Annotated in this window: 26 protein-coding genes, 3 tRNA genes and 1 pseudogene; 21 read left to right on the top strand and 9 right to left on the bottom strand. The window is 71.0% G+C overall.

Annotation, left to right across the window (positions count from 1 at the left end; all coding sequences use genetic code 11):
- Positions 1-5: 5 nt before the first annotated feature.
- The 4 genes from BM333_RS14410 to BM333_RS14395 all read right to left on the bottom strand — a co-directional run bounded on the left by BM333_RS14410 (position 6) and on the right by BM333_RS14395 (position 5,184).
- Positions 6-362 (bottom strand): DUF805 domain-containing protein, encoded by a 357-nt coding sequence (locus BM333_RS14410; protein ID WP_092313258.1) that lies wholly within the window; start codon positions 360-362, stop codon positions 6-8.
- Positions 363-404: 42 nt separating this feature from the next.
- Positions 405-2,759, bottom strand: coding sequence for a GH92 family glycosyl hydrolase (locus BM333_RS14405; RefSeq protein ID WP_245777298.1), 2,355 nt, complete (start codon positions 2,757-2,759; stop codon positions 405-407).
- Between the two features lie 85 nt (positions 2,760-2,844).
- On the bottom strand, positions 2,845-3,102 hold the full coding sequence (locus BM333_RS14400; RefSeq protein ID WP_092313255.1) for a hypothetical protein: 258 nt from the start codon (positions 3,100-3,102) through the stop codon (positions 2,845-2,847).
- A gap of 96 nt (positions 3,103-3,198) precedes the next feature.
- Complete coding sequence (locus BM333_RS14395; RefSeq protein ID WP_092313252.1) at positions 3,199-5,184, bottom strand: acetyl-CoA carboxylase biotin carboxylase subunit; 1,986 nt, start codon at positions 5,182-5,184, stop codon at positions 3,199-3,201.
- Between the two features lie 185 nt (positions 5,185-5,369).
- Between BM333_RS14395 and BM333_RS14390 the strand changes: the two genes are divergently transcribed.
- Positions 5,370-6,863 carry a hypothetical protein gene (locus BM333_RS14390; RefSeq protein WP_092313249.1) on the top strand — a complete coding sequence of 498 codons (1,494 nt, stop codon included), beginning with the start codon at positions 5,370-5,372 and terminating at the stop codon, positions 6,861-6,863.
- A 24-nt stretch (positions 6,864-6,887) separates the two neighbouring features.
- Here BM333_RS14390 and BM333_RS14385 read toward each other — a convergent pair whose 3' ends face one another.
- Together BM333_RS14385 and BM333_RS14380 are read right to left on the bottom strand one after the other, a co-directional pair.
- Positions 6,888-8,216, bottom strand: a complete 1,329-nt coding sequence (locus BM333_RS14385) for a PQQ-dependent sugar dehydrogenase (RefSeq protein WP_092313246.1) — start codon at positions 8,214-8,216, stop codon at positions 6,888-6,890.
- Positions 8,213-8,638, bottom strand: coding sequence for a DUF2231 domain-containing protein (locus BM333_RS14380; protein ID WP_092313243.1), 426 nt, complete (start codon positions 8,636-8,638; stop codon positions 8,213-8,215). The genes BM333_RS14385 and BM333_RS14380 overlap by 4 nt, the downstream gene beginning before the upstream one ends.
- Positions 8,639-8,752: 114 nt before the next feature.
- On the opposite strand from BM333_RS14380, the gene msrB reads away from it, so the two are divergent.
- Positions 8,753-9,229 (top strand): peptide-methionine (R)-S-oxide reductase MsrB, encoded by a 477-nt coding sequence (gene msrB / locus BM333_RS14375; protein WP_092313239.1) that lies wholly within the window; start codon positions 8,753-8,755, stop codon positions 9,227-9,229.
- 49 nt (positions 9,230-9,278) lie between these two features.
- Positions 9,279-9,818 (top strand): hypothetical protein, encoded by a 540-nt coding sequence (locus BM333_RS14370; RefSeq protein WP_092313236.1) that lies wholly within the window; start codon positions 9,279-9,281, stop codon positions 9,816-9,818.
- Positions 9,819-9,824: 6 nt separating this feature from the next.
- On the opposite strand, the gene BM333_RS14365 is transcribed toward BM333_RS14370, so the two are convergent.
- Both BM333_RS14365 and BM333_RS14360 read right to left on the bottom strand, forming a co-directional pair.
- Positions 9,825-10,229, bottom strand: a complete 405-nt coding sequence (locus BM333_RS14365; RefSeq protein ID WP_092313233.1) for a response regulator — start codon at positions 10,227-10,229, stop codon at positions 9,825-9,827.
- A 64-nt stretch (positions 10,230-10,293) separates the two neighbouring features.
- Positions 10,294-13,641 (bottom strand): EAL domain-containing protein, encoded by a 3,348-nt coding sequence (locus tag BM333_RS14360; RefSeq protein WP_245777304.1) that lies wholly within the window; start codon positions 13,639-13,641, stop codon positions 10,294-10,296.
- A gap of 126 nt (positions 13,642-13,767) precedes the next feature.
- Here BM333_RS14360 and BM333_RS14355 point away from each other — a divergent pair, with 126 nt between their 5' ends.
- From BM333_RS14355 to BM333_RS14345, 3 genes are read left to right on the top strand one after another with little or no spacing between them, the layout of a single operon-like run.
- Positions 13,768-14,202: a response regulator gene (locus tag BM333_RS14355; protein WP_092313227.1), complete on the top strand. Its 435-nt coding sequence runs from the start codon at positions 13,768-13,770 to the stop codon at positions 14,200-14,202.
- Positions 14,199-15,464, top strand: a complete 1,266-nt coding sequence (locus BM333_RS14350) for a TadE/TadG family type IV pilus assembly protein (protein WP_092313224.1) — start codon at positions 14,199-14,201, stop codon at positions 15,462-15,464. Before BM333_RS14355 ends, BM333_RS14350 begins: the two co-directional genes overlap by 4 nt.
- A 15-nt stretch (positions 15,465-15,479) precedes the next feature.
- Positions 15,480-15,902, top strand: a complete 423-nt coding sequence (locus tag BM333_RS14345; RefSeq protein ID WP_092313222.1) for a hypothetical protein — start codon at positions 15,480-15,482, stop codon at positions 15,900-15,902.
- Between the two features lie 110 nt (positions 15,903-16,012).
- On the opposite strand, the gene BM333_RS14340 is transcribed toward BM333_RS14345, so the two are convergent.
- Positions 16,013-16,087: transfer RNA gene (locus BM333_RS14340), tRNA-Thr, on the bottom strand.
- 98 nt (positions 16,088-16,185) lie between these two features.
- Here BM333_RS14340 and BM333_RS16035 point away from each other — a divergent pair.
- The 15 genes and pseudogenes from BM333_RS16035 to BM333_RS16195 form a co-directional block, all read left to right on the top strand.
- The gene (locus BM333_RS16035; protein ID WP_177221911.1) at positions 16,186-16,359 is read left to right on the top strand and encodes a hypothetical protein; all 174 of its coding nucleotides are present in this window, start codon (positions 16,186-16,188) and stop codon (positions 16,357-16,359) included.
- Positions 16,360-16,473: 114 nt separating this feature from the next.
- Entirely contained in the window at positions 16,474-17,763 is a 1,290-nt protein-coding gene (gene murA, locus BM333_RS14335) for a UDP-N-acetylglucosamine 1-carboxyvinyltransferase (protein ID WP_092313219.1), read from the top strand.
- A complete protein-coding gene (locus BM333_RS14330) occupies positions 17,753-18,238 on the top strand; it encodes a DUF2948 family protein (protein ID WP_092313216.1) in 486 nt (161 codons plus the stop codon). Before murA ends, BM333_RS14330 begins: the two co-directional genes overlap by 11 nt.
- Positions 18,235-18,696 carry a UPF0262 family protein gene (locus tag BM333_RS14325; protein WP_092313213.1) on the top strand — a complete coding sequence of 154 codons (462 nt, stop codon included), beginning with the start codon at positions 18,235-18,237 and terminating at the stop codon, positions 18,694-18,696. The genes BM333_RS14330 and BM333_RS14325 overlap by 4 nt, the downstream gene beginning before the upstream one ends.
- A gap of 260 nt (positions 18,697-18,956) precedes the next feature.
- Positions 18,957-19,175 (top strand): translation initiation factor IF-1, encoded by a 219-nt coding sequence (gene infA, locus BM333_RS14320; protein WP_003164348.1) that lies wholly within the window; start codon positions 18,957-18,959, stop codon positions 19,173-19,175.
- A gap of 9 nt (positions 19,176-19,184) precedes the next feature.
- Positions 19,185-19,766, top strand: a complete 582-nt coding sequence (locus BM333_RS14315; protein WP_092313210.1) for a Maf family protein — start codon at positions 19,185-19,187, stop codon at positions 19,764-19,766.
- Positions 19,763-20,797, top strand: a complete 1,035-nt coding sequence (locus tag BM333_RS14310; protein ID WP_092313207.1) for a ribonuclease E/G — start codon at positions 19,763-19,765, stop codon at positions 20,795-20,797. Before BM333_RS14315 ends, BM333_RS14310 begins: the two co-directional genes overlap by 4 nt.
- 2 nt (positions 20,798-20,799) lie before the next feature.
- Positions 20,800-20,964, top strand: a complete 165-nt coding sequence (locus BM333_RS14305; protein ID WP_092313204.1) for a DNA gyrase inhibitor YacG — start codon at positions 20,800-20,802, stop codon at positions 20,962-20,964.
- A 63-nt stretch (positions 20,965-21,027) separates the two neighbouring features.
- A tRNA-Phe gene (locus BM333_RS14300) sits at positions 21,028-21,103 on the top strand.
- 379 nt (positions 21,104-21,482) lie between these two features.
- Entirely contained in the window at positions 21,483-22,400 is a 918-nt protein-coding gene (gene exbB, locus BM333_RS14295) for a tonB-system energizer ExbB (protein ID WP_092313201.1), read from the top strand.
- Between the two features lie 5 nt (positions 22,401-22,405).
- The gene (locus tag BM333_RS14290; protein ID WP_092313198.1) at positions 22,406-22,843 is read left to right on the top strand and encodes a biopolymer transporter ExbD; all 438 of its coding nucleotides are present in this window, start codon (positions 22,406-22,408) and stop codon (positions 22,841-22,843) included.
- A gap of 14 nt (positions 22,844-22,857) precedes the next feature.
- Positions 22,858-23,562: a TonB family protein gene (locus tag BM333_RS14285; protein WP_092313195.1), complete on the top strand. Its 705-nt coding sequence runs from the start codon at positions 22,858-22,860 to the stop codon at positions 23,560-23,562.
- A 119-nt stretch (positions 23,563-23,681) separates the two neighbouring features.
- Positions 23,682-24,425 (top strand): M48 family metallopeptidase, encoded by a 744-nt coding sequence (locus tag BM333_RS14280; protein WP_218151471.1) that lies wholly within the window; start codon positions 23,682-23,684, stop codon positions 24,423-24,425.
- Positions 24,426-24,621: 196 nt separating this feature from the next.
- Positions 24,622-24,698: transfer RNA gene (locus tag BM333_RS14275), tRNA-His, on the top strand.
- A gap of 27 nt (positions 24,699-24,725) precedes the next feature.
- A pseudogene (locus tag BM333_RS16195) lies at positions 24,726-25,136 on the top strand (methyltransferase domain-containing protein); the annotation flags it as partial.
- Between the last annotated feature and the right edge of the window lie 258 nt (positions 25,137-25,394).

Genomic DNA, 25,394 nt, shown 5'->3' with positions numbered 1-25,394 from the left:
GATGATCATTCGTCCGCCACAGGAGCCGCACCTGTGAGCTTCACCACGCCCCAGATCGCAAACGGTGCGGAGACGATGCAGACCGCAAGTAGGGCAACCACCATGAGCTTTTCGTTGTCGCGGGGGAGCCGCTCCAGGATCACCGCGCCTGTCACCAGTGGGCCAAAATAGAGCAAGAGCCACCAGATGCTCATGCCGCGGGCGCGTAGCCGGCGATCCGTGATCCTTGCCAGGTAGAGAACGGCGACCGCACCGATGAGCAGCGACACGACTCGAGCTGCAACGTTGCCGGATTCCGCCGCCAGCGCGGTGAGCAAGATCACGACCGCCAGACCCGCACCCACGAGCGCCCTGGCGTGCATTCCACCGCTTCCCGGAGGGCCCTGGAACATCTGAGGCCTGCCTTACCTGCCGAACATCGCGTGCGCCGACATCGAATACGGCCGCGCCCCGGCCGGCGCGCCCCAGGTCGTGTTCGGCTCGGCGCCCATGACGAAGTGCAGGGTTCCGCCGGCCATGATCTCCTCGTGGCCGATCCAGCTGCGGGTCAGGGGCTGGCCGTTCAGGGTCACGGACCGGACGTAGAGGTTCTCGTCCGACAGGCCCTCGGCCGTGACGGTGAAGCGGCGGCCGTTGTGGAGGTTGAGCGCGATGCGATCGGCGAAGGGGCGGCCCAGTACGTACTGACTCGAGCCGGGCGCCACCGGATAGAAGCCCATCGCCGTGAACATCAGCCAGGCCGACATCTGGCCGACGTCGTCGTTGCCGCTGAGGCCGTCGGGCGCGGCGCGGTACTGGCTGTCGACGATCTGCTTCAGCCGCCCTTGCGTGCGCCACGGGGCGCCGGCGAAGGCGTACATGTAGGCCGCGTGGTGGCTGGGCTCGTTGCCGTGGATGTACTGGCCGATCAGGCCGGCGATGTCCTCGGCGTGGGAGTAGTCGAGGCCGGTGTTGTCGAACTCGAACATGGCGTCGAGCTTCTCCACCGTCGCCGCGTCGCCGCCCATGGCCGCGATCAGGCCGGCCGGGTCGTGGGGCACGAACCACGAATACTGCCAGGCGTTGCCCTCGGTGTAGTCGCTTCCGTAGTTGATGGCCGTGGGATCGAAGGGCTCGCGGAAGGACCCGTCGGCGAGGCGGGCGCGCACGAAGCGGGTCTCCGGATCGAAGGTGTTGCGCCAGTTGCCGGCGCGGCGGTCGAACAGGGCCTGCACCTCGCCGCGGCCGAGCCGCTCGGCCATGCGGGCGATGGTCCAGTCGTCATAGGCGTATTCGACCGTCTTTGAGGCCGCTTCCGGCTCGCGGTCGATCGGGACGTATCCCAGATCCATGTAGTCGCCGAGGCCGCCATAGGGGCGGTAGGTGGCCGAGGCGACCATGGCGTCCAGCGCCGCCGCGCCATCGATGCCCGGGACGCCCTTCAGATACGCATCGGCGATGACCGGCACGGCGTGGTAGCCGATCATGGTCCAGGTTTCCTGGCCATGGAACGACCAGACCGGCAGGATGCCGTACGGGCTGACCCGCTGCGCCGCCAGCAGGGAGTTGACCATGTCGGCGTTGCGCTCCGGCGGCGCGACCAGGGTCAGCAGCGGGTGCTGGGCGCGGAAGGTGTCCCAAAGGCTGAAGGTCGAGTGGACGGTGAAGTCCGAGCGGTGGACCTGCTGGTCCGGGCCGCGCCAGCGGCCGTCGGCGTCGCTGTGCACCGAGGGCGCGATCAGAGAGTGGTACAGCGCCGTGTAGAGGCTGGTGCGCATGTCCTCGGGGGCCTCGATCTCGACCACAGACAGGGCGTCCTGCCAGGCCGCGCGGGTCGCGGCGCGGGTGCGGTCGAAGTCGAAGCCGGCGCCTTCGCTCTCGAGGTTGGCGATCGCGCCCGCCTCGTCGACCGAGGACACGGCCACCTTGACCAGCAGCGGGCCGACGATGGGGCCGAAGTCGAAGGCGGCCTCCAGCGCCCGGCCCTGCACTTGGGCGCGGTCGGTCGTGTCCCGCCCCGGCTGGCGGAAGCCGTTGTAGGGGACGTCCTCCTCGCGGTTGCGCAGCTCGTAGCCGACCACGGGGCGGGAGAAGCGCATGGCGAAGTAGAGCTGCCGGCCCGGGGCCCAGCCGCGCGTCTCGCGGAAGCCGGTCACGGTGCCGTCGGGATGCAGCCGGATGCGCGACCACAGCACCTTGCCGGGGTAGTCGTAGATCGAGCTGCGGAAGTCGAGCAGCAGGCGGGCCGGGGCGCTGCGCGGGAAGCTGTAGCGATGCAGGCCGACGCGGGTCCCGGCGGTCAGCTCGGCGCGCACGCCGGAGTCGGTCAGGCTGACGGCGTAGTAGCCCGGCTCGGCGACCTCGGAGGCCTTGTTGTAGCGCGAGCGGTAGCCCGAGCCGGGCTGGTCGGCCTGGCCGGGATCCCATTTCACCTCGCCCGAGATCGGGGTCAGCAGCACGTCGCCGAGGTCGGAGTGGCCGGTGCCCGAGAAGTGGGTGTGGGAGAAGCCGAGGATGGTCGGATCGTCGTAGCGGTAGCCGGCGGCCCAGTCGTAGCTCTGGCGGAAGAAGCGGTGGTCGGTGTCCGGGCTGAGCTGGACCATGCCGAAGGGGGCGACGGCGCCGGGGAAGGTATGGCCCTTGCCGGCCGTGCCGATGAAGGGATCGACAGCCTCGACCGGCGTCGGCGGAGCGGCGGGCGCCTCCTGGGCCGTGGCGCAGCCGGCGAGCCCCATGGCCATCGCCGCCGCCAATACCGCCTTCTGGCCGATCCGCCGCATGCCGAGCCCCTCCGCCGTGTGAAGCGGCGAACCTAGGCAGGAAGGCGAGCGAGCGCCAGACGGCGCCCGTGCGGCGTCTGAAGGATCAGCGCCGGACGCGGCCTCGGGCGAGAATCGGCGCGGCGAGGAGGCGACCGGCCGCGGCGACGGCGCCCAGCGCGGCGGCCGTGGCCGCGACGGCCGTCACGCACCAGCCGCAATGCGGCGTCTGCGGCCCGCACAGGGCGGCGATGGCGGCCATGTGGGCGGTCGCCATCCAGGCCGCCGCGGCGGCGAGGCCGGCGGCGGAGAGGGCGAGAGCCAGCAGCGCAGTGGCCAGCAGGCGTCGGTCTTCGAGAGTCACGTCGGCATCCCGTCAGTTCGACGCCATGTCGCCATGGATCGCCGGAGGCGGCTTTGCGCGAGCGCAAAAGATCGCATCGCCGGCGTGCGTGGAAGCCTAGGCGAACTCCACCAGCACGTCGTCGGCGGCCACCGGGTCACCGGCCTTCGCGGACACCGCCTTCACCACGCCGTCGCGCTCGGCCTTGAGGATGTTCTGCATCTTCATGGCCTCGATGATGGCGACGGTCTCGCCGGCCTTGACCTCCTGGCCCGGCTCGACCGGGATGGCGACGACGAGGCCGGGCATGGGGGAGAGGACCAGCTTCGAGGTGTCGGCGGCCTGTTTCTCGGGCAGGCGGGCGTAGAGGGCGGCCACGGCCGGGGTGAGGACGCGGACGCGGGCCTTCGCCGCCCGGTGGCGGATGACGAAGCCGTCGGGGGCGCGGGCGACCTCGGCGGTGAAAGGCTCGCCGTCCAGCACGGCGCGGAACTGGGCGAGGCCGGGGCGCCAGTCGATGTCGGAGAGGCGGATGGGGTCGGCGTCGTCGCCGACCCCCAGCTCGAGCGCCTCGGCGTCGTCGTAGGAGAGGCTGACGGGATGCGGGGTCTTGTCGACCAGCACGACCCAGTCGGTGCGGCCGGAGGGATCGCCGGCCTGTTCCGAGAGGATCTCGTGCATGGCCATGGCGGCGGCGACCATGATCCGGGCCTGGGCCGGGCAGGGGGGCAGGCCGTGGAAGCCGTCGGGGAACTCGTCCTTGATGTAGCTGGTCGACAGCTGGCCCGAGCGGAAGCGCGGCTGGTCCATGACCGCGGCGAGGAAGGGGACGTTGTGGCCGAGGCCGGCCAGGTGGGTGTCCTCCAGCGCCCGGGCCATGCCCTCGACCGCCTCGTCCCGGGTCGGGGCCCACGCGCACAGCTTGGCGATCATCGGGTCGTAGAACATCGAGATCTCGTCGCCCTCGCGGACGCCGGAGTCGTTGCGCACGGTGTAGCCGTCGGGGTGGAGGCCTTCTTCCGGCTGCTCGTAGCGGACGAGACGGCCGATGGAGGGCAGGAAGCCGCGGTAGGGGTCCTCGGCGTAGATGCGGCTCTCGATGGCCCAGCCGTCGATCTTCAGCTCGTCCTGGTCGAAGGCCAGCGTCTCGCCCCAGGCGGAGCGGATCATCTGTTCCACCAGATCGACGCCGGTGATCAGTTCGGTGACCGGATGCTCCACCTGAAGACGGGTGTTCATCTCGAGGAAGTAGAAGGACTTGTCCTGGCCGGCGACGAACTCGACGGTGCCGGCGGAGTCGTAGTTGACGGCGCGGGCGAGGGCGACGGCCTGGGCGCCCATGGCGGCGCGGGTCTCAGGGTCCAGCAGCGGGGAGGGGGCCTCCTCGATGACCTTCTGGTTGCGGCGCTGGATCGAGCATTCGCGCTCGAACAGGTGGACCACATTGCCGTGCTTGTCGCCGAGCACCTGGATTTCGATGTGGCGCGGGTCGATGATGAACTTCTCGAGGAAGACGCGGTCGTCGCCGAAGGCGTTGAGCGCCTCGGCCTTCACGGCGGAGAAGCCCTCGGCCATGTCGTCGTCGGAGTGGGCGACGCGGATGCCCTTGCCGCCGCCGCCGGCGGAGGCCTTGATCATCACCGGATAGCCGATCTCGCGGGCGATGCGGACGGCCTCCTCGGTCGACTCGATCAGCCCCATGTGGCCCGGGACGGTGGAGACGCCGGCCTCGGCGGCGAAGCGCTTGGAGGTGATCTTGTCGCCCATGGCCTCGATGGCCTCGGGGTTGGGGCCGATGAAGGCGATGCCCTCGTCGCGCAGCCGCCGGGCGAAGCCGGCGTTCTCGGAGAGGAAGCCGAAGCCGGGATGGACCGCCTCGGCGCCGGTCTGGCGCACGGCCTCCACGATGCGGTCGGCCAGCAGGTAGGACTGGTTGGCGGGGGCGGGTCCGATGAGGACCGCCTCGTCGGCCATCTCCACGGCCAGCGAACCGGCGTCGGCTTCCGAGTAAACCTGAACCGTGGCGATGCCCATGCGGCGGCAGGTCTTGATGATGCGGACGGCGATCTCGCCGCGGTTGGCGATCAGTATCTTCTTGAACATGCAGGCCCGGCTGTGAAGCGAACGTGATCGTCGCGTGATGGCGAGCGCCCCGATTAGGCCGCGTTCGGGGCTGAGTAAACCGACGGGGGCGTTCGCCTGCGACAGGCGACGGGGTTGGCAAGCTGTGCGCCGATGGGGTTTAAAGCCGCCACTCCCTGTTCAAGGCTTCCGGAGCTGACCGACCGATGAACCGACTTCTCACCGCCGCGGCTTCCGCCGCCTTCGCCCTCGCCGTCAGCGCCGGCGCCGTCACGGCCCAGGACTTCCGCGAACTGGCCCGCCAGGACCTGCAGAAGATGCATGACGAACTGGCCGCGAACCACCCGGCCGCCGTGGTCGAGGGCCAGGCCAGCCAGACCTTCCGCAGCTGGCTGGACGCCGGCCTGCAGGAATCGCTGGGCATGGCCTCGCGCGCCAACAGCGGCGACGCCCACTCCTACCTGCTGCGCTACTACGCCCGCGGCTTCCGCGACTCGAACATCGCCGCCAGCCCGACCTTCGAGGGCATGGGGCCGTTCTTCGGCATCAGCTGGCCCGGCTACACCACCGGCTGGCGCGACGGGAAGTATGTGGTGACCTACGTCAAGCCGGGCACGCGCAACGCGCCGCGGGTCGGCTCGGAAGTGGTCGAGTGCAACCTGCGCCCGATCGAGGAATTCGCCCGCGAGAAGCTGGATCGCTGGGAGGGCAACCTCGAGACCGAGGCCGGCCGGACGACCTCGGCCCCGTACCTGCTGTGGAACCGCAACAACCCGTTCGCCGACGGCGTGCCGTCGATGTGCAGCTTCCGCACCGGCCGCGGCCGGCCGCGCGAGTACGAAATCCGGCCCGTGTCGCTGCAGCCGGGCGACCTCGAGGCCGCTTACCGCGCCACCGTCTACATGCCGCCGGCCACGCCGCTGGCGGTGGAGACGGTCGACGGGCGGCCGTGGCTGCACGTGCATTCGTTCTCGGACGAGGCCGGCTGGCCGGCCTTCAACGCCCAGGTCGAGGCCCAGGTGGCGCAGATCCGCGGCCCGCAGGGCTTCGTGCTGGACCTGCGCGCCGCCTCGGGCTCGGGCCTGAACTCCTCGACCGCGCGCGGCTACGGCCTCGCCAACCGCATCTGGACGCCGGAGTTCACCGTCAGCCGCCAGCCGGCCGCCGGCGACATCACCTACCGCGCCAGCCAGGGCAACCGCGACTGGTACGCCGCGGCGCTGGGCCGGATGGAAGCCGATCCGCAGTTCGTGGCCGAGGCCGGGCCGGTGATCGAGCAGACCCGCGAGATCGTCGCCGCCTTCGACGCCGCCATCGCGGCGGGCCAGCAAACCTTCACCCTCGCCGGCCGCCCGGCCGTTCCGGACACCGGCGCGCCGAACCCCGTGCAGGGCCCGGTGGTGGTGCTGGTCGACGCCGGCTGCTCGGGCGGCTGCCTGGACACCCTGGACCTGCTGTCGAAGCTGCCGAACGTGCGCATCGCCGGCACGACCACGGCGACGGACACCATCTTCGTAGAGCCGACCATCCTGCGGCTGCCGTCGAACTATGCGGACCTGAGCTACGGCCACAAGGCGTGGACCTCGCGCCCGCGCGGCAACAACGAGCCGTTCGAGCCGACCGGCGCCCTGCGCTACACCGGCAACCCGGCCGACGAGACCGCGGTGCGGGCCTTCGTCAGCGGCCTGTTCGGCGGCTGATCGGAGCGTTCTGAATCGAGACCGTCAGCGGGCGGGAGCGGCGACGCTCCCGCCCGTTTGCGTTGCGGATCGCGGGGCCACGCGCCAGACCGTGTTCGACAGGTCGTCGGCGACCAGCAGGATGCGGCGGGTCGGGTCGAAGACCACGCCGACCGGGCGGCCGCGGGCGCGCTCGCCATCGAGGAAGCCGGTGAGGAAGTCGACCGGCTCGCCGCTGGGCCGTCCGCCGGAGAACGGCACCCAGACGACCTTGTAGCCGGCCAGGTCCTGGCGGTTCCAGCTGCCGTGCTGGCCGACGAAGGCGCCTTCCGTGAATGGGCCGCCGAAGCCGCCGTCGCGGGCGAACGACAGGCCGAGGGCGGCGACGTGGGAGCCGAGGGCGTAGTCGGGACGGACGGCGCGGGCGACCAGTTCGGGCTTCTGCGGCCGAACCCGCGGGTCGACGTTCTGGCCCCAGTAGCTGTAGGGCCAGCCGTAGAAGGCCCCCTCGCGCACCGTGGTCAGATAGTCAGGGACCAGTTGCGGGCCGATCTCGTCGCGCTCGTTGACCACGGCCCAGAGGGCGCTGGTGTTCGGCTCGATGGCGAGGGCGGTGGGATTGCGGATGCCGGTGGCGACGGTGCGCCGGGCGCCGGTGACGCGGTCCACGGCCCAGACCACGGCCCGCTCCTCCTCCACCGCCATGCCGCGCTCGCCGACGTTCGAGTTGGAGCCGATGCCGACGTAGAGGGTCTGGCCGTCGGCGCTGGCGGTCAGGGCCTTGGTCCAGTGGTGATTGATCTGCGAGGGCAGGCGGGTGACCCGCTCGGGCGCGGCGGTAATGCGGGTCTGGCCGTCCTGATAGGGGAAGCGGACCAGCTGATCCTGCTCGGCCACGTAGAGGTAGCCGTCGACGAAGGCGAGGCCGTAGGGGGCGTTCAGTTCGTCAACGAAGACGGTGCGCACCTCGGCGCGGCCGTCGCCGTCGGCGTCGCGCAGCAGGGTGACGCGGTCGCCGCTTTCGACCCGGGTGTTGCCCTTCTTCTTGATCACGCCGGCGATGACGTCCTTGGGGCGCAGCGCGGGCGCGCCGCCGCCGCGGCCCTCGGCGACGAGGATGTCGCCGTTGGGCAGGACCAGCATCTGGCGCGGGATCTTGAGGTCCGTGGCCAAGGCCGTGACGATGTAGCCGTCCGGCGCGGTCGGGACCTCGTCGCCCCAGCCGACCGGCTTGGCGATCTTCATCGGCGGCAGCAGGGTCTCGCGGACATCGGGGAGGTCGGGTTGCGGCCCGGTCTGGTCCAGACCGGGATCGCTGCGGCCGCAGGCGGCGACGGCGAGCAGGGCGGCGGCGCAGACGAGGGAACGGATCATCGGGCGACCTCCCGGTTGAGGATGCCGGAGTAGGCCACGAGGGCGGCGGCAAGGACGACAAGGGTGCTCAGGATCGACAGGACGAGGCCGAAGGCGCCGACGGAACTCCAGGCGTCCTGGCTGTGCTTGAAGGCGTTCAGCAGGCCGAGCACGAACAGGACGGCCAGCAGGGCCGGGTAGATCAGGCGCCGCCGCCGGCGGTCGACGCGGAGGGCCAGCAGCAGCTCGATCAGGCTCCACGCCAGCACCACGCCGCAGAAGACCAGGGCGCCGGCGATCAGCCAGGCGGAGAAGTTGGTCCACTGCATCTGGGCGGTGCGCAGATAGGCGATGTCGGTGACGAGCGCGGCCGGGAAGAGGGCCGTGGGGAAGGCGAGAAGGATCCGGTGAACGGCCGTGCCGATCATGCGTACGGGCGCCATGGGCCGCCTCCTGAAGCTGAGCAGTCCTCGGGCAATCCGTGAGGAGGGATTTGGTTCACCCGGGGCGCGGGTCGACGGGTGGAAGGGCCGGCACGCGGCGCCTATGTGGGAGGGATGACCGACACGCTGCGCTCCGCCTCCGGCTTCGACCTCATGCCCCCGGACGACGAGGAGCGGGCCCGGCTGGAAGCCGACCTGTCGCCCGAGGAGAAGCGGGTGCTGCTGGCCCACGGCACCGAGGCCCCGTTCTGCGGCACCCTGCTGGGCGAGAAGCGGGCGGGGGTGTTCTGCTGCCGCGAGTGCGGCCTGCCGCTGTTCCGCAGCCGGACCAAGTTCGAGAGCGGCACCGGCTGGCCCAGCTTCACCGAGCCGGTCGACCCCGCGCACGTGACAGCGGTGCGCGACGAAAGCTACGGCATGGTGCGCACGGAGACCCGCTGCGCGCGCTGCGGCAGCCACCAGGGGCACGTTTTCCCGGACGGACCGCCGCCGACGGGGCTGCGCTACTGCATCAATTCCGTGGCCCTGAGCTTCGTCGCGGATGGCGAGGCGCTGCCGGACCCGCTGGGCCGCGGCGACGGAAAAGCCTGACTTTGGCCGCATTAGGGGTCAGGGTGGGAGCGACACAGGAGTCCGGCGCATGTTGATCACCCTGCTGGCGGCGGCCGCTGTCCTGGGCAGCGACCCCCAGGGCGCGATGGCCACAGCGCCGGAGACGCCGGTGACGCTGGACGTCGCCGCCGTCCCCGAGGCGCCCTCGGTGGACGGGGCGGCCCAGGACGCCGCCCCGCACGGCCTGAGCACCGATCAACAGATCGAACGCTGGCTGGCCTCGCGCGCGCCCGCCGCCACGCCCTGGATCGAAGGCGGCATGGCCGACGATCGCGAGATGCACAGCCAGTTCAGCGTGACCGTGGGCAGCGAGGGCTATCGCGACTACGGCGCGGCGGTGTCGCTGCCGATCGGCGAGGACGGCCGGCTGGATGTGAGCTTCCGGCAGGTCGAGAACGGCTATTACGGCTATCGCTACGGCGACTGGGACGATCCGCGGCTGGACGATGCCGGCTACGCCTTTCCCGGTTACCGGCCGGGCGCGGCGACGGCCTGGGAACGGCGGGTGATGCGGCCGGACGGGCCGCCGCGGCGCTGGACGACGGCGGAACAGCCGCCCGCGCCCTGACGCCGGTCAGGCCTGGCTGGCGAAGGGGCTCGGGGCCGTTGTCGGCGCGTTCAGCAGCCGGTTCACAGTATCGGCGAAGGTGGTGAACGACAGGGGCTTGGCCAGTGTTTCGTCCGCGCCGAACACCCGCGCCATGTTGAGCAGGTTGCCGACCCCGATATTGCCGCCGGAAGAGATCGCGAGAATCCGCACCGCCGGGTGCCGACGGCGAATCTCCATGATCGTCTCCAGCCCGTCGCGGTTGGGCATCAGCATGTCGAGCACCACGAGTTCGGCCGGGGTGGCGTCGAGCGCCCGCAGGGCCTCGTCGCCGTCGGCCGCCTCGATGATGGCGTGTCGCTCCTCGCGCAGGAGCTCGGTCACGATGGCGCGGATGGTGGGATCGTCGTCGACTACGAGAACTATGGCCATGCTAACCTCTGGAGCGAAGGATCGCCCGAAAGCCCTGCGATTTCCGAAACGGGATTGATTAACGTCATGCGGCCGCCGCACCGGCTGGCGGCAGGTCCTCGAAGGCGCCGGCGCGGGCGTAGACCCAGCCCTGGATGAGGTGGACGCCGGCGGTGCGCAGGAAGCGCGCCTGCTCGGGCGTCTCGACGCCTTCGCACACCACCTGCATGCCGAGCGAACGGCCCACGGCGATGACCGCATGGATGATCGCCGCGGAGGCGGTGTCGTCCACGCAGCGCTCGACGAAGCTGCGGTCGATCTTCAGCGTCGTGAAGCGCAGCTCGCGCAGGGCGTGCAGGCTGGTGTAGCCGGCCCCGAAGTCGTCCAGCGCCACGCCCACGCCGAGCGCGCCGAGCCGGTCGAGCGTCGGCCGGGCCTGGTCGATGTCGAGGATGGCGGTCTCCGTGACCTCGATCTCGAGACGATCCAGCGGGAAGTCCGCGCGGCCGGCGGCGGCGCGCACCCGGTCGGCGAAATCGGGGCGCTGGAACTCGCCGGCGGAGGCGTTGACGGAGACCCGGACGTCGTCGCGGGCGCCGACCACCCGCATGGCCCGCTCCAGCACGAAGTCGGTGAGGTGCTCGATGGCGCCGGCGGCCTCGAACTCGGGTACGAACTCGTCGGGCGGACGGCGCAGGCCCGCGGCGGTGGTCCAGCGCACCAGCGCCTCGACCTTGCCGGAGAAGGCCCCCGTGCGATCCATCATCGGCTGGAAGACGACGTCGAGCTCGCCGTCCGCGATGGCCCGACGCAGGGCGGTCGCGGGATCGGCGGGCGCGGCGGCCGCGGAGGCGCCCATGGCCTCGAGCGTCCGGTCCAGCAGGGCGGCGAGCGCCTCCACCGAGTCGGGCGCGCACTCGCCACGCCGCGCCGCGGTCTCCATGGCGGAGGCGGCGCTGGCCACGGCGCGGGCGCCGAGGCTGAGACTCATCGACTTGAGGGCGTGGGCGGCCCGGGCGAGGGCCTCGAGATCGCCGGCGTCGGCGGCGGCCCGGACGTCCGCGAGGCGGAGGGGAGCGTTCTCGGCGTAGAGGCCCTCGACGCGGGCCACGAAGTCGGCGCGGCCGTTCTCGGCCATAGTCCTGAGCTCGCCGCGCAGGGCGGGATCGAACAGGTCGTCGTCGGCCTGCGGCGGCGGAGTCGCGTCCGGCTGCGTCGCCTCGGGGACCGCGCCGGCGACGGCGAAGCGGCCGCAGTGCTGCTGCAGGGCCCGCGACAGATCCTGCAGGATGAAGGGCTTGTGAATGACGCCGTCCATGCCGGCCGCCTTCCAGGCGTCGGCCGCCGTGCCGACCACGTGGGCGGTGAGGGCGAGGATGGCGGCGCGAGGCCGGCCGTCGCGGGCTTCTTCCTCGCGGATCAGCCGGGTGGCTTCGAAGCCGTCGAGACGGGGCATGGAGCCGTCCATGAGGACCAGATCCCACGAGCCGGCCCGCAGCGCCTCGACCGCCTCGACGCCGTCCTCGGCGAAGTCCGCGGCCGCGCCGAGACGCGACAGGGCCTCGCCGGCGACCTCGCGGTTGACCTCGGAGTCGTCGACGACCAGCACCCGCGCGCCGGGGAAGGAGAGCGCCTCGGCCTCGGCCGCGGCGGTTTCGGCGGTCGGGCTCTCGCCGGCCTGCAGGGCGGCGAGGGCGCGGATCAGCTCGACCCGGCGGACCGGGGCCGACAGGGTCCAGCCCGTCCGGGCGTCGTCGGCGCCGGGGAAGTCCAGGCGCAGGGCCCCGGCCTCGGCGACGAGCACGGCGCCGGCGGGATCGTCGGCGCGGGCCACGCCCAGCGCGTCGAGATAGAGGCCGACCGCCTCGACCGAGCGGGGCGCATCGCCGGTCAGCGCCGCGGTCCAGTCCGGGGCGAAGACGGGGAGTTCGGGGGCGCCGCCGACCGGGGCGAGGGGAACGACAAAGCCGAAGCTGGAGCCGACGCCCTCCTCGCTGGCCAGCTTCCAGTCGCCCCCCATGGCCTTGACCAGCCGGTCGCAGATGGCGAGGCCGAGGCCGGTGCCGCCGTGCTTGCGGGTGGTGCTCTGGTCCTCCTGGGAGAAGGCCTCGAACAGCTTGGGCAGCTTGTCGGCCGGGATGCCCGGGCCGGTGTCGATGATCGCCGCCTCGATCCCGGCGCCGTCGGCGGCCGGCTCGATGCGGATCAGCACGCCGCCGGTCTCGGTGAACTTGATGGCGTTGTTGACCAGGTTGCTGATCACCTGACGGAGGCGGGTGGGGTCGGCGAGCACCGGGCCGAGGCGCGGGTCGACATAGACGGCGAGGTCCAGACCCTTGGCCCCGGCTCGTTCCGTGAACAGGCTGGCGACGTCCTCGGCGACGTCGGCGAGATTGGTCTCGATGCTTTCGAGCTCCATCTTGCCCGCCTCGACCTTCGAGAAGTCGAGAATGTCGTTGATGATGCTGATCAGCGACTTGCCGGACTTGGCGATGACGTCGGCGTAGCGGCGTTGGCGGTCCGGCAGGTCGGATTTCGCCAGCAGTTCGCTGAGCGCGAGGATGCCGTTCATCGGCGTGCGGATCTCGTGGCTCATGACCGCGAGGAAGTCGGACTTGGCGGCGTTGGCGGCCTCCGCGGCGGCCTTGGCCTCGGACAGCTCGGCGGTGCGTTCGGCGACCTGGGTCTCGAGGCCGGCGACGTGGTCGGCGATGCGCCGGTCGCGCTCGCGCAGGCCGCCCAGCATGTCGCGCAGGCCGGCGACAAGGTCGGCGACCTCGCCGTCGGCGGCGATGTCGGGATCGGCCGAGTAGTCGCCCGACACGCGCACGGTGTTGGTGAAGGCCGCGAGGCGGACGATCGGGTCGCTGATGCGACGGGCGAGGCGCAGGGCGATGAACAGGCCGGCGAGCGCGGCGACGCCGGCGCCGAGCAGGGAGATCAGCACGGAGCCGAGCACACGGCCGCGCAGCCCGGGCGTCTCGGCCAGAAGGGTGATGCGGCCCACGGTTTCGCCCTGGCTGACGACGGGCGCGACCACTTCGATGGTGCCGGTGTTGAGCACCGACCAGACCGAGGCGCCGGCGCCGTCCTCGACGCGCGTGTCGGATTGCAGACGGACGCCGCCGCCGGTCTCGGCTACCAGTCGGCCGTCCTCGAGCTGGATGCGGCCGTAGGTGACGTCGGGGGTCTGGGCGATGGAGCGGAGGGCGGCGAAGGCGCCGGCGCGGTCGCCCTGGCGCACGGAATCGGAGGCGAGGGAGCCGATCACCTTGGCGGTCTGGGTGAGGCGTTCCGTCTCGAGATCGGTCTGACGGCGGGCGTCGGTCCAGCCCATAAGCGTCGCCGTAACAACCGCGGTGGTCGTCAGGGCGGCGAGAACCAGGCCGACCAGTTTTCGGCGGATCGAACCCCGGTATTTGGCGGGTCTCACTACGGTCAAGCTTCGCCCCCCGACTTCAGATTACCGAAGCTATACCGTCCCTTAATGACTCGACGCTTAATGGTTGTGCCATTGGGGGACTGGGGCGAACAGTGCGACGCCCCGAGGAGGGTCCCGATGAGTGGTTTCTTTTACGTCCTTGAGGACGAGGCGCGGTTGCTGTTCGTCGACGACGACCCGATCCTGCGCGAATTCGCCCAGGTGAACCTGGAATCGCCCGCCACCCATGTCGACGTCGCCGCCGGCGGCGAGGAGGCCCTGCAGCGGATGGCCTCGCAACGCTACGACCTGATCCTGCTCGACCTCGAGATGCCCGGCGTGGACGGCTTCACCGTGCTGGAGCGGATGCGCGCCGACCCGGCGCTGCGCGAGGCGCCGGTGATCGTGCAGACCGGGCGCGAGGACGTCGAAGCCATCGACCGCTGCTTCCACCTGGGGGCGACCTCGTTCGTGATGAAGCCGCTGAACTGGCGGCTGCTGACCTACCAGATCCGCTATGTGCTGCGCGCCGAGCGCCGCGCCACCGCCGAACGCGCGGCGGAGGCGGCATGATTCCACGAGTCCTTCGCCGCGTGCTCGGGTTCGCCGATCGGCTGCGCCGGTCGGAGCGCGGATCGATCGCGCTCAAATTCGCGATGATCGGACCGGCCGTGATGCTGCTCGGGGTCGGCGGGATCGACCTGATGGCGGTGCACACGGCGAAGGGGCGGTTGCAGTCGATCGCCGACGCGGCGGCGCTGGCCGGAGCGCCGGCGCTGGCGCTGGCCACAGACGGCTCAGCGGCGCGCGAGCGGGCCGACGCGTTCGTCCGCGGTCAGATGGAGGAATGGGCCGAGGCCCCCACCTACGAGGCCAGCTACGAAATTCTGGACCGCGGCGGACAGCGGGCCATCCGCGTGCTGCTGCGCGGGCACCGCACCTCCTTCTTCGCCAACATGCTGCCGCCGGGTGGCTGGAACTTCGTCGGCGACGCCACCGCCTCGACCGCGGGCCTGACGCCGTTGTGCGTGCTGATCAGCGGCTCCAACGGCGCCAAGTTGCTGAACATCAAGGACGCGGGCCAGATGAAGGCGCCGGCGTGCCTGGTGCACTCCAACCGCGACATCCTCGTGGAGGGCGGCAACATCTCGGCCGCCTCGGTGCAGGCGGTGACCACGGCCGGAGGCTCGATCAGCCCGTCGGCCAGCACCGGGGCCGCGCCGATCGCGGATCCGTTCGCCGACCTCGACCTCGAGCGGCAAGGCCCGCTGGGGTTGCTGTGCACCGTGGTCGAGATGGCCAACCGGGTGAAGGTCTCATCGGGGACCCACCATGTCCCCGCCGGCCGGCACTGCGGCGGCATCGAGGCCTCCGGTACGGCGCGAGTCCTGCTGGCCCCGGGTGAGCACTTCTTCCTCAAGGGGTCGCTGGTGGTGAAGGAGGACGGCCGGCTGGAGGGCGAGGACGTGGCGCTGTTCTTCGACACGGCCTCGAAGTTCGACTTCACCGACCGGGCGCAGGTCAACCTCGACGGCCGCAAGACCGGGCCCTACGCCGGCATCGTCATGGGCGCCATGCGCGACAACCGGCAGGACTTCATCATTTCGGCCGACCACGTCGAGAGCCTCCTGGGGGTGATCTACGTGCCGTCGGCGCGGCTGATCGTCGACGGCACGGCGGACGTGGCCCGGGACAGCGCCTGGACCGTGATCGTGGCCAAGGAAATGCAGATGAAGGGATCTCCGTCCCTGTTCATCAACGCCGACTACGACGCCACTGACGTGCCGGTGCCGGCGGGGGTGGGGCCGCGCGGCGGCGCCCGCCTGATCGAGTAAGGGAGCGGAACGGCCATGGCCATGGAAGCCGACGGCGTCGCCGGGCGAATCGAGAATCGCGAACAGGCCGAGGACCGGCGCGTGCGCGTCGAACGGCGCGGGAGAGATCGGCGCAAGCCGGGCACCCGGGTCAACCGCGAAGCGCCGATGCGCTCGCTGATGAAGATGCTCGGGGCCTACGGCGTCGGCCTGATGGCGGCGGTGCTGGCGCTGACCCTGCTGGCCAGCGAGCTGGTGGGGGTGGGCGTGCCGGTTACGGCGCTGGCCTTCGAAGCCGCGGCCATGGGCGCGGCGATCCTGCTGCTGGCGCTGGGATCGCTGGAGCAGCGGCTCATCGAGATCCGGCTGGAGTTGATGATGCTGAACGGCGGTCGCCGCGAAGCCGACCGGCGGGGCGGAGAGCGCCGCGGCGGACCGGAAGACCGACGGGGCGGCTGAGCCGCCGGCCGGCTCGCACCCGTATCGTCCGGATGATCGAGGCCGCCTCAATCTGCAGGCGCTTCAAACGCGAACGGGGCCCGGCGATGAGCCGGGCCCCGTTGCTGTGGTGGTGCCGCCGGGCAGGATTGAACTGCCGACCTCAGCCTTACCAAGGATGCGCTCTACCACTGAGCTACGGCGGCGAAACCTGAGGAGCGGGCCCTATAGCCAACCGGGGACAAGTGGGGAAGCCCCAATTCGGCAGCTTGCGGAAAAGTTTGCCAGCGGGTCCAATCGACTCATGGACAAGGCTCCGATCCCCGCCCCCGAAACGCCGCCGGCCCCCGAGCCGGTCGCGCCCGCCCCTGTGGCGCCCAAGGCGAAGTCGGAGAAGGCCCTGCGCCTCGCCGCCGCCCTTCGCGCCAACCTGCGCCGGCGCAAGATCGCCGCGCGGCCGGCAAGACAGAGCAACTGAAAGTCATCGGCTCCGCCCTGACGCGGCCTTTCGCAAGCGCCGCCGACCGCGCTAGATAGCCGATCCCCCGGCGGCCCCGGCATTTCGCTTCATGGGCCGGCTGCAAGAGACGACATGGACAGCATCGCCATCACCGGCGGCGCCACGCTGAACGGGACCATCCCGATCAGCGGCGCCAAGAATTCCGCCCTGAAGCTGATGGCGGCGTCCATCCTCACCGACCAGCCCCTGCGCCTCACCAATATGCCGCGGCTGGCGGACACCAAATTCCTCGGCCGGCTGCTGCGCGAGCTGGGCGTGGAGGTGACCGAGCGCGGGGAGGGGCTGGAGCAGGAGACCCTGTTCCACGCCGCCGAGATTCGCTCGACCTTCGCTCCCTACGACCTCGTGCGGCAGATGCGGGCCAGCTTCAACGTGCTCGGCCCGCTGCTGGCGCGCACGGGCGAGGCCAAGGTGTCGCTGCCGGGCGGCTGCACCATCGGGGCCCGGCCGGTGGACCTGCACCTGCAGGCGCTGACCGCCATGGGCGCCGAGATCGAGCTGGACGAGGGCTATGTCATCGCCCGCGCCCCGCACGGGCTGAAGGGGGCCGAGATCGAGTTTCCGTTCGTCTCGGTCGGCGCCACCGAGCACGCCCTGCTGGCAGCGGTGCTGGCGGAGGGCGTGACGGTGCTGAAGAACGCGGCGCGCGAGCCCGAGATCGGGGATCTGGCCCGTTGCCTGATGGCGATGGGGGCGAAGGTCGAGGGCCTGGACACCGACGAACTGGTGATCACCGGCGTGACGTCGCTGACCGGCGCCGAATGGCCCGTGATCGCCGACCGAATCGAGATGGGCTCCTACGCCGTGGCCGCGGCCATGGCGGGCGGCGAGGTGCGGCTGACGCGGTCGCGCCCGGAGCTGATGCAGGCGCTGACCGAGAAGATGGTCGAGGCCGGGGTGGAGATTGTTCCGACCGAGGACGGCGTGATCGTGCGCCGCGACCCGGCGGTGCGGCTGAAGGCCGTGAACGTGGCCACCGAGGTCTATCCGGGCTTCGCCACCGATCTGCAGGCCCAGTTCATGGCGCTGATGACCCTGGCCGAGGGCGAGAGCGTCATCCACGAAAACATCTTCGAGAACCGCTTCATGCATGCGCCGGAGCTCGCCCGGCTGGGCGCGGACATCCACGTCCACGCCGGCGAGGCGGTGGTGCGCGGGGTCGAGGCCCTGCATGGGGCGCCGGTGATGGCCACCGACCTCCGGGCTTCGGTCAGCCTCGTGATCGCCGGCCTGGCGGCGCAGGGTGAGACGACCGTCGGACGCGTGTATCATCTGGATCGCGGTTTCGAGCGCCTGGAGGAGAAGCTGGGCGCCTGCGGCGCGGAGATCCGGCGGATCAGGGACGAGGGTCATGAGCACTGAGGCGACGGCGAAGGACGGGGCGGACAAGGCGGCGATCGAGCCGCTGCGCCTGCTCGCGGAGGACGCTGACGACCTGCAGATCATCTCGGCCGCCCTGCAGGACGCCATCCTGCGGCCGGTGGACATCGTCTGGGAGCGCACCGCCCGGCGGGTGACGGTCGCCCTGAGTCGGTTCTGCTGGGAGTGCGGCGGGACCCGGGTGCGGGCCGCGATGCAGTTCGGCGACGTCGAGGCGGTGAAGAGCCGGCGCCTGCCGCGGGCCCCGGAGCAGGCGCTGGAGCTGCTGGCCATCGACTTCGAGCCCGGCGAGGCGCCGGGCGGGGCGGTGCTGCTGATGTTCGCCGGCGGCGGCGACCTGCGGATCGACGTCGAGTGCCTTGACGCGGTGCTGACCGACCTGTCGGAACGCTGGCCGGTGGACACCGCGCCGGCGCATCCCGTCGAGGAGCCGGACGCCGGGGCGACGGCTTCGTGAGCGGGCATCGGCTGGTCTCCGTCGACCTCGACCCCGTCACCCTGCCGCCGGCCTCGGCCGAGATCGAGCACGAGCGGCGGGTGGCGATCTTCGATCTGCTGGAGAAGAACAGTTTCCAGCCGGTCGGCGCGTCCGAAGGGCCGTATCGCCTGACCCTGTCGCTGGTGGACGGACGGCTGGTGCTGGACGTGACCGGCCCGGACTTCTCGAGGGCCCACGGCCTGTCGCTGACGCCGCTGAAGAAGGCGGTGAAGGACTACATCGACATCTGCGACAGCTACTATGAAGTGCTGCGCGGGGCCGACGCGGGCAAGATCGAGGCCGTCGACATGGGCCGGCGCGGGCTGCACAACGACGGCGCCGAGCTGCTCAAGTCGCGGCTGGAGGGCAAGATCGTGGTCGACCACGAGACGGCGCGGCGATTGTTCACCCTGGTGACGGCGCTTTACCGGCGCTGAACGGCGCTGCGCGCCCGCTGTGGTTAGTGATTGTGGCCGGTGATTAGTGGACGTCGCCCGGGACAGGCCGCGGCGTCAAGACGGGCGTCGCCGGTTCAGCTACTAACCACCAGCCACCAACCACTTTTCATGCGCCCGGATTGGCCGATCGGCCGCCTCCCTCGACTACTGGCGCGATTTAAGGCATATGCCCGCACCTTCGACGCGCGCTCCGCCCGGCGCGCGGCGATTACAGGTGTCCACCGGGCGTGGGAGGCCGCATGGCCAAGGAAGAACTGCTCGAGTTTCCCGGCGTCGTCAGCGAGCTGCTGCCGAACGCGACGTTCCGCGTGACGCTCGAGAACGACCACGAGATCATCGCCCACACCGCGGGCAAGATGCGCAAGAACCGCATCCGCGTGCTGGCCGGCGACAAGGTCCTGGTCGAGATGACGCCCTATGACCTGACCAAGGGCCGCATCACCTACCGCTTCAAGTAAGGACGGGGCGTGTCCGCCCGTCCGGAACTGGTGCTGGCCTCCGCCAGCCCGCGCCGCGTGGAACTGCTGGCGCTGGTCGGGATCGTTCCCGACCGAATCGAACCCGCCGACATCGACGAAAGCCCGCAGAAGGGCGAGACGCCGCCGCGGCTGGCGGCCCGGCTGGCCGTCGGCAAGGCCGGCGCCGTCGCCGCACGGTCGCCCGACGCCGTGGTGCTGGCCGCCGACACGGTGGTGGCGGTGGGCCGGCGGCTGCTGGAAAAGGCGGCCGACGAGGCCGAGGCGGAGCGGTTCCTGAGGCTGCTCTCCGGGCGCAATCACCGGGTGCTGACCGGGGTCGCCGTGGCCGCGGGAGGCAAGGTGCGCCATCGGGTGGTCGACACCCGGGTGACCTTCAAGGTCCTGTCCGACGCCGAGATCGCCGCCTACGTCGCCTCGGGAGAATGGAAGGGGAAGGCCGGGGGCTATGGCATCCAGGGCCGCGCCGGCGCCTTCGTGACGCGAATCGTCGGCAGCTACCCTGCGGTCATGGGGCTGCCGCAGCCCGAGACCGTCAACCTGCTGGCGGGAGCCGGCTGGCGCGCCTCGTGAGCGACGTCGAGGTCTTCCTCGACGAGACGCCCGGCGAGATCCGGGGCGTGGTGGCCCGCGACGGCCGCTTCGAACACCTTCTGATCGAACGCGAGGACGACCTGGCGGCGCACCGGCTCGGCGCCCGCGTCGCCGGGCGCGTGGTCGAGGTCCCTGACGGCCTGAAGGGCGCCTTCGTCGACCTGGGCGCGGCGGCCCACGGCTTCCTCCCGTTCCGCGGCGGCGCGCGGGCGGGAGAGGGGGCGCGGGTCGAGGTCGAGGTGGTCGCCGAGCCGCGCGAGACGAAGGGGCCGACGCTGCGACTGGTCGGGCCGGCCGTAGGGCCGCCGCGCCTGCTGCGGCCCGCCCCCGGGGTGCGCGAGACGCTGGCGGCGCTGGCGCCCGGCGTCGAGCCCGCGACCGGCCCCGCCGCGATCCGGGCCGGGATCGAGGCGGAGGAGGAGGCCGCGTCTCCCGGCGCGCTATTCCCCGACACCGGCCTCGACCTGATGATTGAGCGCACCCGCGCCCTGGTGGCGGTGGATTTCGATCTCGCGCCGGGGCGGGGTCTGGCGACGGGAGGCAAGGCGCGGGAGCGGGCCAACCGGCAGGGACTGGCGCAGACGGCGCGACTGCTGCGACTGAAGCGGTGGGCGGGCCTGGTCGTCATCGACCTGATCGGAACCGGGCACGACGGGCCCGCCATCCAGGCCGCCGCCCGGCGGGCCTTCGGCGACGACCCCGCCATCGGCTATGGCCCGGTCAGCCGCTTCGGCCTGCTGCAGGTCAGCCTGCCGTGGGGCCGGACGCCGCTGGAGGAGATCTTCAACGGGCCCGACGGGCGGAGAAAGGTCGAGCATCGCGCCCAGGACGTGGTCCGGGCGCTGCGCCTGGCGCTGTTGTCGGAGACGGGCAGCCCGCGGGTGCGGGCAAGGTGCGCGCCGGAGGAGGCGGCGATCGCCGCGCCGCTCGCGGCGCGGCTGGGGCCGCGCGCGGAACTCCGCGCCGACGCGGCCATTGCCCCCGCGGCCTTTTTGATCGAGGAGGGCTGACCATGGCCACCTGCCCGATCTGCCGCCGCAACGAGGCGGTCCCGAAGTACAAGCCGTTCTGCTCCAAGCGCTGCGCCGACGTGGATCTGCAGCGCTGGTTCACCGGCAGCTACGCGATTCCCGAAAGCGTCGACGAACGGCCCGGCGAGGCCGGCGAGGAAGACTGATCAGAGCGCTTGCCTCCCGGAAACGGCTCGCCTATAGACGCCGCTCCCGCGAGGCGACGGCTCGCCTGGGTAGCTCAGTTGGTAGAGCAGCGGATTGAAAATCCGCGTGTCGGTGGTTCGAATCCGCCCCCAGGCACCATCCCGCTTTCCCATGTCGGAAAGCGGCGTAGCCCCAACATGAAATTGTCGCTTTCGGCCTTAACGTTTGGCCACGAACGCGCTTGCTCCCCCGTCGGGGGAAAAGCGCCGTTGCGCACTTGACGCTCTGGTAAGCGTTCGCCAAAGGAGCTTGACCGCTTTCCTTTGCGAGCGGCCGAGGGAGGGCGGGGAAATGGTTTCCCGCGCTTCGTCGTCACCGCCCCGGCGGCCTTCAGGCAACCGGAAGCGTCAGGAGGCGTTCCGCAGATCGGGGTTCCGCGAACCCCGGCGAAGCGGGCGACATTTCATCGGGGGGCGGCCGCATCTGCAGCCGGTCTCCAGGGTTCCACGAGTCAGACCAAAGCAGGAACTGGCGACCTATGTTCGAAATCAAGAAGACCAACCTCCTCCTGGCCATGGCCGGCGCCGCCGTGCTGATGGCCGGTACGCCGGTCCTCGCGCAGGACGCCGCCGCGCCCGCCGATCCGGCCGCCGCGGCCGCGACGACCACTCCGGCCGCTCCGGCCGCCACCCCGGCCGCTCCGGCGGACGTGGCCGACGCCGGCGGCGAGGCTGACGGCGAACCGGCCCGCGTGGGCGGCGAGCACGCCGGCGAACTGACCGTCGCGACCATGTTCATGGACGCGGACATCGTCGTGAAGATCGTGATGATCGGCCTCGTGCTCGCCTCGGTCTTCTCGTGGACCCTGCTGCTGATCAAGCTGTTCGAGTTCGGCGCCCTGAACCGCAAGACCGACCAGTTCCTCGAAACCTTCCGCGGCGCCCGCACCATCGCCGACATGCGGCGGGTGGCCATCTCGGAAGAGTACGAAGGCAACCCGCTGGCCGACATGGCCGCCGCGGCGACCGACGAGATCGAGCTGTCGCGTCAGGCCGGCCTGTCCGTGACCGGCGACCACCGCGACTCGGCCCTCTACCGCGCCCAGACCGCCGTGTCGGCGGTGCAGTCGGGCCTGGCCAAGCGCCTGTCGGGCGGCCAGCAGTTCCTCGCCTCGGTGGGTTCGACCGGTCCGTTCATCGGTCTGTTCGGCACCGTGTACGGGATCATGCGCTCGTTCATCGGCATCGCGAACACCAACACGACCAACCTGGCCGTCGTGGCCCCCGGCATCGCCGAGGCCCTGCTCGCCACCGGCATCGGTCTGTTCGCCGCTATCCCGGCGGTTATCTTCTACAACTACTTCAACACGCGCATCGCGGCCTACGGCACCCGTTCGGACGGCTTCAACGCCGAGCTGATGAACGCGATCTCGCGTAACCTCGACAAGGGGGCGTAACCCGGATGGCCGCCAAGATTTCAGGCGGCGGCGGCGGCAAGTACGCCATCGAGCAGAACAGCGAGATCAACGTCACGCCGTTCGTGGACATCATGCTTGTTCTGCTCATCATCTTCATGGTGGCGGCCCCGCTCGCCAGCGTGAACGTTGAGGTGAAACTGCCCCGGGCCGTCGCGCCGCCCGCAGAGAACCCGCCGGTGCCGATCTATGTGTCCATCCAGGACAACGGTCGGGCCTACATCGGCGACTTCCCGGTGGACATCGACTCCGTCGGCTCTGAACTGTCCTCGCAGATCGGACGTCGCAACCCGGCGGATGAGCGTATCTTCATCCGCGCCGACCAGCAGACTCGCTACGGCGACTTCATGCAGGTCATGAACTCGCTCCAGGACAACGGCTTCTATTCCGTGGCCCTGGTCGGCGAGGACACGTCGACGCAGTAGGACCGGGTGAAAGCATGACTGATATCGAATACCACCGGTCCAGATACGACCCGCCGAAGACCAAGGCGCCCATGGGCGTCGTGATCACCAGCCTGGTCGTCGTCTCCGTCCTGTTCGCGATCATGGCCTTCTACTTCATGAAGGCCCGGTTCGAGATCCAGATGAAGGAGTACTCGGACGAGGCGGTCGACGTGGAGATCATCGAGCCGGTTCCGCCGCCTCCGCCTCCGCCGCCGCCGCCGCCGCCGCCGGACACGCCCCCGCCGCCCAAGCTGCAGGTGCGCCCGCCGGTCGCCGTTCCGAACGCGCCGCCGCCCCCGGTGACGCTGCCGATCGAGCCGACCAAGAAGGAGGATCGGGTCGAGTATACGGGTCCGCCCGTGATCGTCCCCGGCCCGCCGCCGCCGCCGGCTCCCCCGGCTCCGCCGCGGCCGTCGGTGATCCGGAACCCCAGCTGGTCGCGTCAGCCGACCGTGGAGTTCCCGGAACGCGCCCTTTCCCGTGGCGTGGAGAGCGGGTCCGTCGCCCTCAACTGCCTGGTGCAGCCGAACGGCAGCATGACGGACTGCCGGATCGAGTCGGAGGATCCCTCGGGAGCCGGCTTCGGTCAGGCGGCCCTCGCCGGCGCCCGCCGGGCCCGGGTGTCGCCCCGCGAGGTCGACGGCGCCGCCACCGGCGCGCGGGTGACCTTCACGGTCCGGTTCCGCCTGCCGGACTGACCGGCGAGGCAGCCAGAAGACGAGACGTCCCGGAGGTCCGCCTCCGGGACGTTTTCGTTTGTCCGGGAGCGAACCACCGGGGCTCGGCGTTGAAAGGCGACGTTTTCATGGAGAGTCCGATGCGTCGCACCGCCCTCGTCGCCCTTCTCGCCGCCGGCACCGCCCTGAGCGCCTGCGCCTACAACGAGACCCTGGGCCGAAACCAGTTCCTGCTCGTGAACGACAGCGCCCTGACCCAGCAGGCGGACGCCGCCTGGGCCGAGGCCCTGCGTACCCAGAGGATCTCGTCCGACGCCGCGGCCAACGCCCGCGTCCGGCGCGTGGGCGACCGGATCGTCCAGGCCGCCGGCCTGAGCGACCGCCGCTGGGAGTACGCCGTCTTCGTCAGCGACAGCCCGAACGCCTTCGTCCTGCCGTCCGGCAAGATCGGCGTGACCACCGGCCTGCTGTCGCTGGTCCGCAACGACGACCAGCTGGCGGCCGTCCTGGGCCACGAGGTGGGACACACGGTCGCCCAACACGCCGCCGAGCGCTATTCCCAGACCGCCGCCACGAACCTCGGCCTGGGTGTCCTGCAGGGGGCCGCCGGCGACTACGCCCAGGCGGCGGGCGCGATCGGCGGGCTGGGCGCGCAGCTGGGCGTGCTGCTGCCGTTCTCGCGTCGCCACGAGCTGGAAGCCGACCGGCTGGGCGTCGACTATCTGCAGCGGGCAGGCTACCGGCCCTCAGAGGCGATAGCGCTCTGGCGGCTTATGGCCCAGCAGCGGCAGGGTTCGAACCCGGAGTTCGCCTCGACCCATCCCTCGGACGCCAGCCGTATCGCGGCGCTGGAGCAGTATATCCAGAGCCAGGGGTGGGCGTAGGCAGGGATGAGGGATGAGGGATGAGGGGTGGCTTCGCGGCGTCTGGCGCCTGCAGGTTTACGACCCCGATGGCGCCAGCCATCGGTTGCCACCCAATCCCTAGTCCCTCATCCCTCATCCCTGATCCCTATTCCCTTCCTTCCCCTCTTGCCCCGGCGCAGGGAGCCCGCTAGACACCCCGCTCGCGCGGATACGTGCAGCCTTAGCTCAGCTGGTTAGAGCGCCGGTTTGTGGAGCCGGAGGTCCTCAGTTCGATCCTGAGAGGCTGTACCATCCCCGCCCGCAAGGGAGGGGAATCAGATGACCGACGCGCCGCCCGCCTGGGATCCCCGACAATACCGCCGCTTCGAGGCCGAGCGCGACCGCGCCGCGCTGGACCTGCTGTTGCGCCTGCCCGACGACCTGCAGCCGCGGGAGATCTGGGATCTCGGCTGCGGAACGGGTCAGCACGCGGCGCTGCTGAAGCGGCGGCATCCGCAGGCGCGGGTGCACGGGCTGGATTCCAGCGCGGCGATGCTGGAGCAGGCGCGGGCGCTCGCCGCGGACGTGGTCTGGCTGGAGGGGGACATCGCCGGCTGGCGACCGGAACGGCGCGCCGACCTGATCCTCGCCAACGCCTCGCTGCAGTGGCTGCCGGAGCATGAGACCCTGCTGCCGCGGCTGGCGGAGGTCCTGGCGCCCGGCGGGGCGCTGGCGGTTCAGATGCCGCTGGCCCACGAGAGCCGGCATCACGGAATCATGCGGGAGACGGCGGCCCGAGGGCCCTGGACAGAACGGCTGCGCGGCGTGGATGTCATCGCGCCGCTGCTGGCGCCTGAGGCCTACTACGACTGTCTCGCCGCCCTGTGCGAGGACATCGACATCTGGTCCACCACCTACCTGCACGTGCTGGAGGGGGAGAGCGCGGTGCTGGAGTGGATGAAGGGCACGGCGCTGCGGCCGCACCTGACGGCGCTGGCCGCCGATCCG

Source organism: Brevundimonas viscosa (assembly GCF_900116065.1).
Lineage (GTDB): Bacteria > Pseudomonadota > Alphaproteobacteria > Caulobacterales > Caulobacteraceae > Brevundimonas > Brevundimonas viscosa.
This window is presented reverse-complemented; position numbering and strand designations above follow the sequence as displayed.

Excerpts from the sequence above, each read along its gene's own strand:
- BM333_RS14380 (WP_092313243.1), bottom strand. The coding sequence starts at position 8,638 with ATGGCGCCCGTACGCATGATCGGCACGGCCGTTCACCGGATCCTTCTC.
- BM333_RS14290 (WP_092313198.1), top strand. The coding sequence starts at position 22,406 with ATGGCCGCCAAGATTTCAGGCGGCGGCGGCGGCAAGTACGCCATCGAG.
- BM333_RS14330 (WP_092313216.1), top strand. The coding sequence starts at position 17,753 with ATGAGCACTGAGGCGACGGCGAAGGACGGGGCGGACAAGGCGGCGATC.
- BM333_RS14365 (WP_092313233.1), bottom strand. The coding sequence starts at position 10,229 with ATGGCCATAGTTCTCGTAGTCGACGACGATCCCACCATCCGCGCCATC.
- BM333_RS14390 (WP_092313249.1), top strand. The coding sequence starts at position 5,370 with ATGAACCGACTTCTCACCGCCGCGGCTTCCGCCGCCTTCGCCCTCGCC.
- BM333_RS14385 (WP_092313246.1), bottom strand. The coding sequence starts at position 8,216 with ATGATCCGTTCCCTCGTCTGCGCCGCCGCCCTGCTCGCCGTCGCCGCC.
- BM333_RS16035 (WP_177221911.1), top strand. The coding sequence starts at position 16,186 with ATGGACAAGGCTCCGATCCCCGCCCCCGAAACGCCGCCGGCCCCCGAG.
- BM333_RS14405 (WP_245777298.1), bottom strand. The coding sequence starts at position 2,759 with ATGCGGCGGATCGGCCAGAAGGCGGTATTGGCGGCGGCGATGGCCATG.
- murA (WP_092313219.1), top strand. The coding sequence starts at position 16,474 with ATGGACAGCATCGCCATCACCGGCGGCGCCACGCTGAACGGGACCATC.
- BM333_RS14395 (WP_092313252.1), bottom strand. The coding sequence starts at position 5,184 with ATGTTCAAGAAGATACTGATCGCCAACCGCGGCGAGATCGCCGTCCGC.
- msrB (WP_092313239.1), top strand. The coding sequence starts at position 8,753 with ATGACCGACACGCTGCGCTCCGCCTCCGGCTTCGACCTCATGCCCCCG.
- BM333_RS14370 (WP_092313236.1), top strand. The coding sequence starts at position 9,279 with ATGTTGATCACCCTGCTGGCGGCGGCCGCTGTCCTGGGCAGCGACCCC.
- BM333_RS14345 (WP_092313222.1), top strand. The coding sequence starts at position 15,480 with ATGGCCATGGAAGCCGACGGCGTCGCCGGGCGAATCGAGAATCGCGAA.
- BM333_RS14280 (WP_218151471.1), top strand. The coding sequence starts at position 23,682 with ATGCGTCGCACCGCCCTCGTCGCCCTTCTCGCCGCCGGCACCGCCCTG.
- BM333_RS14410 (WP_092313258.1), bottom strand. The coding sequence starts at position 362 with ATGCACGCCAGGGCGCTCGTGGGTGCGGGTCTGGCGGTCGTGATCTTG.
- BM333_RS14305 (WP_092313204.1), top strand. The coding sequence starts at position 20,800 with ATGGCCACCTGCCCGATCTGCCGCCGCAACGAGGCGGTCCCGAAGTAC.
- infA (WP_003164348.1), top strand. The coding sequence starts at position 18,957 with ATGGCCAAGGAAGAACTGCTCGAGTTTCCCGGCGTCGTCAGCGAGCTG.
- BM333_RS14355 (WP_092313227.1), top strand. The coding sequence starts at position 13,768 with ATGAGTGGTTTCTTTTACGTCCTTGAGGACGAGGCGCGGTTGCTGTTC.
- exbB (WP_092313201.1), top strand. The coding sequence starts at position 21,483 with ATGTTCGAAATCAAGAAGACCAACCTCCTCCTGGCCATGGCCGGCGCC.
- BM333_RS14285 (WP_092313195.1), top strand. The coding sequence starts at position 22,858 with ATGACTGATATCGAATACCACCGGTCCAGATACGACCCGCCGAAGACC.
- BM333_RS14350 (WP_092313224.1), top strand. The coding sequence starts at position 14,199 with ATGATTCCACGAGTCCTTCGCCGCGTGCTCGGGTTCGCCGATCGGCTG.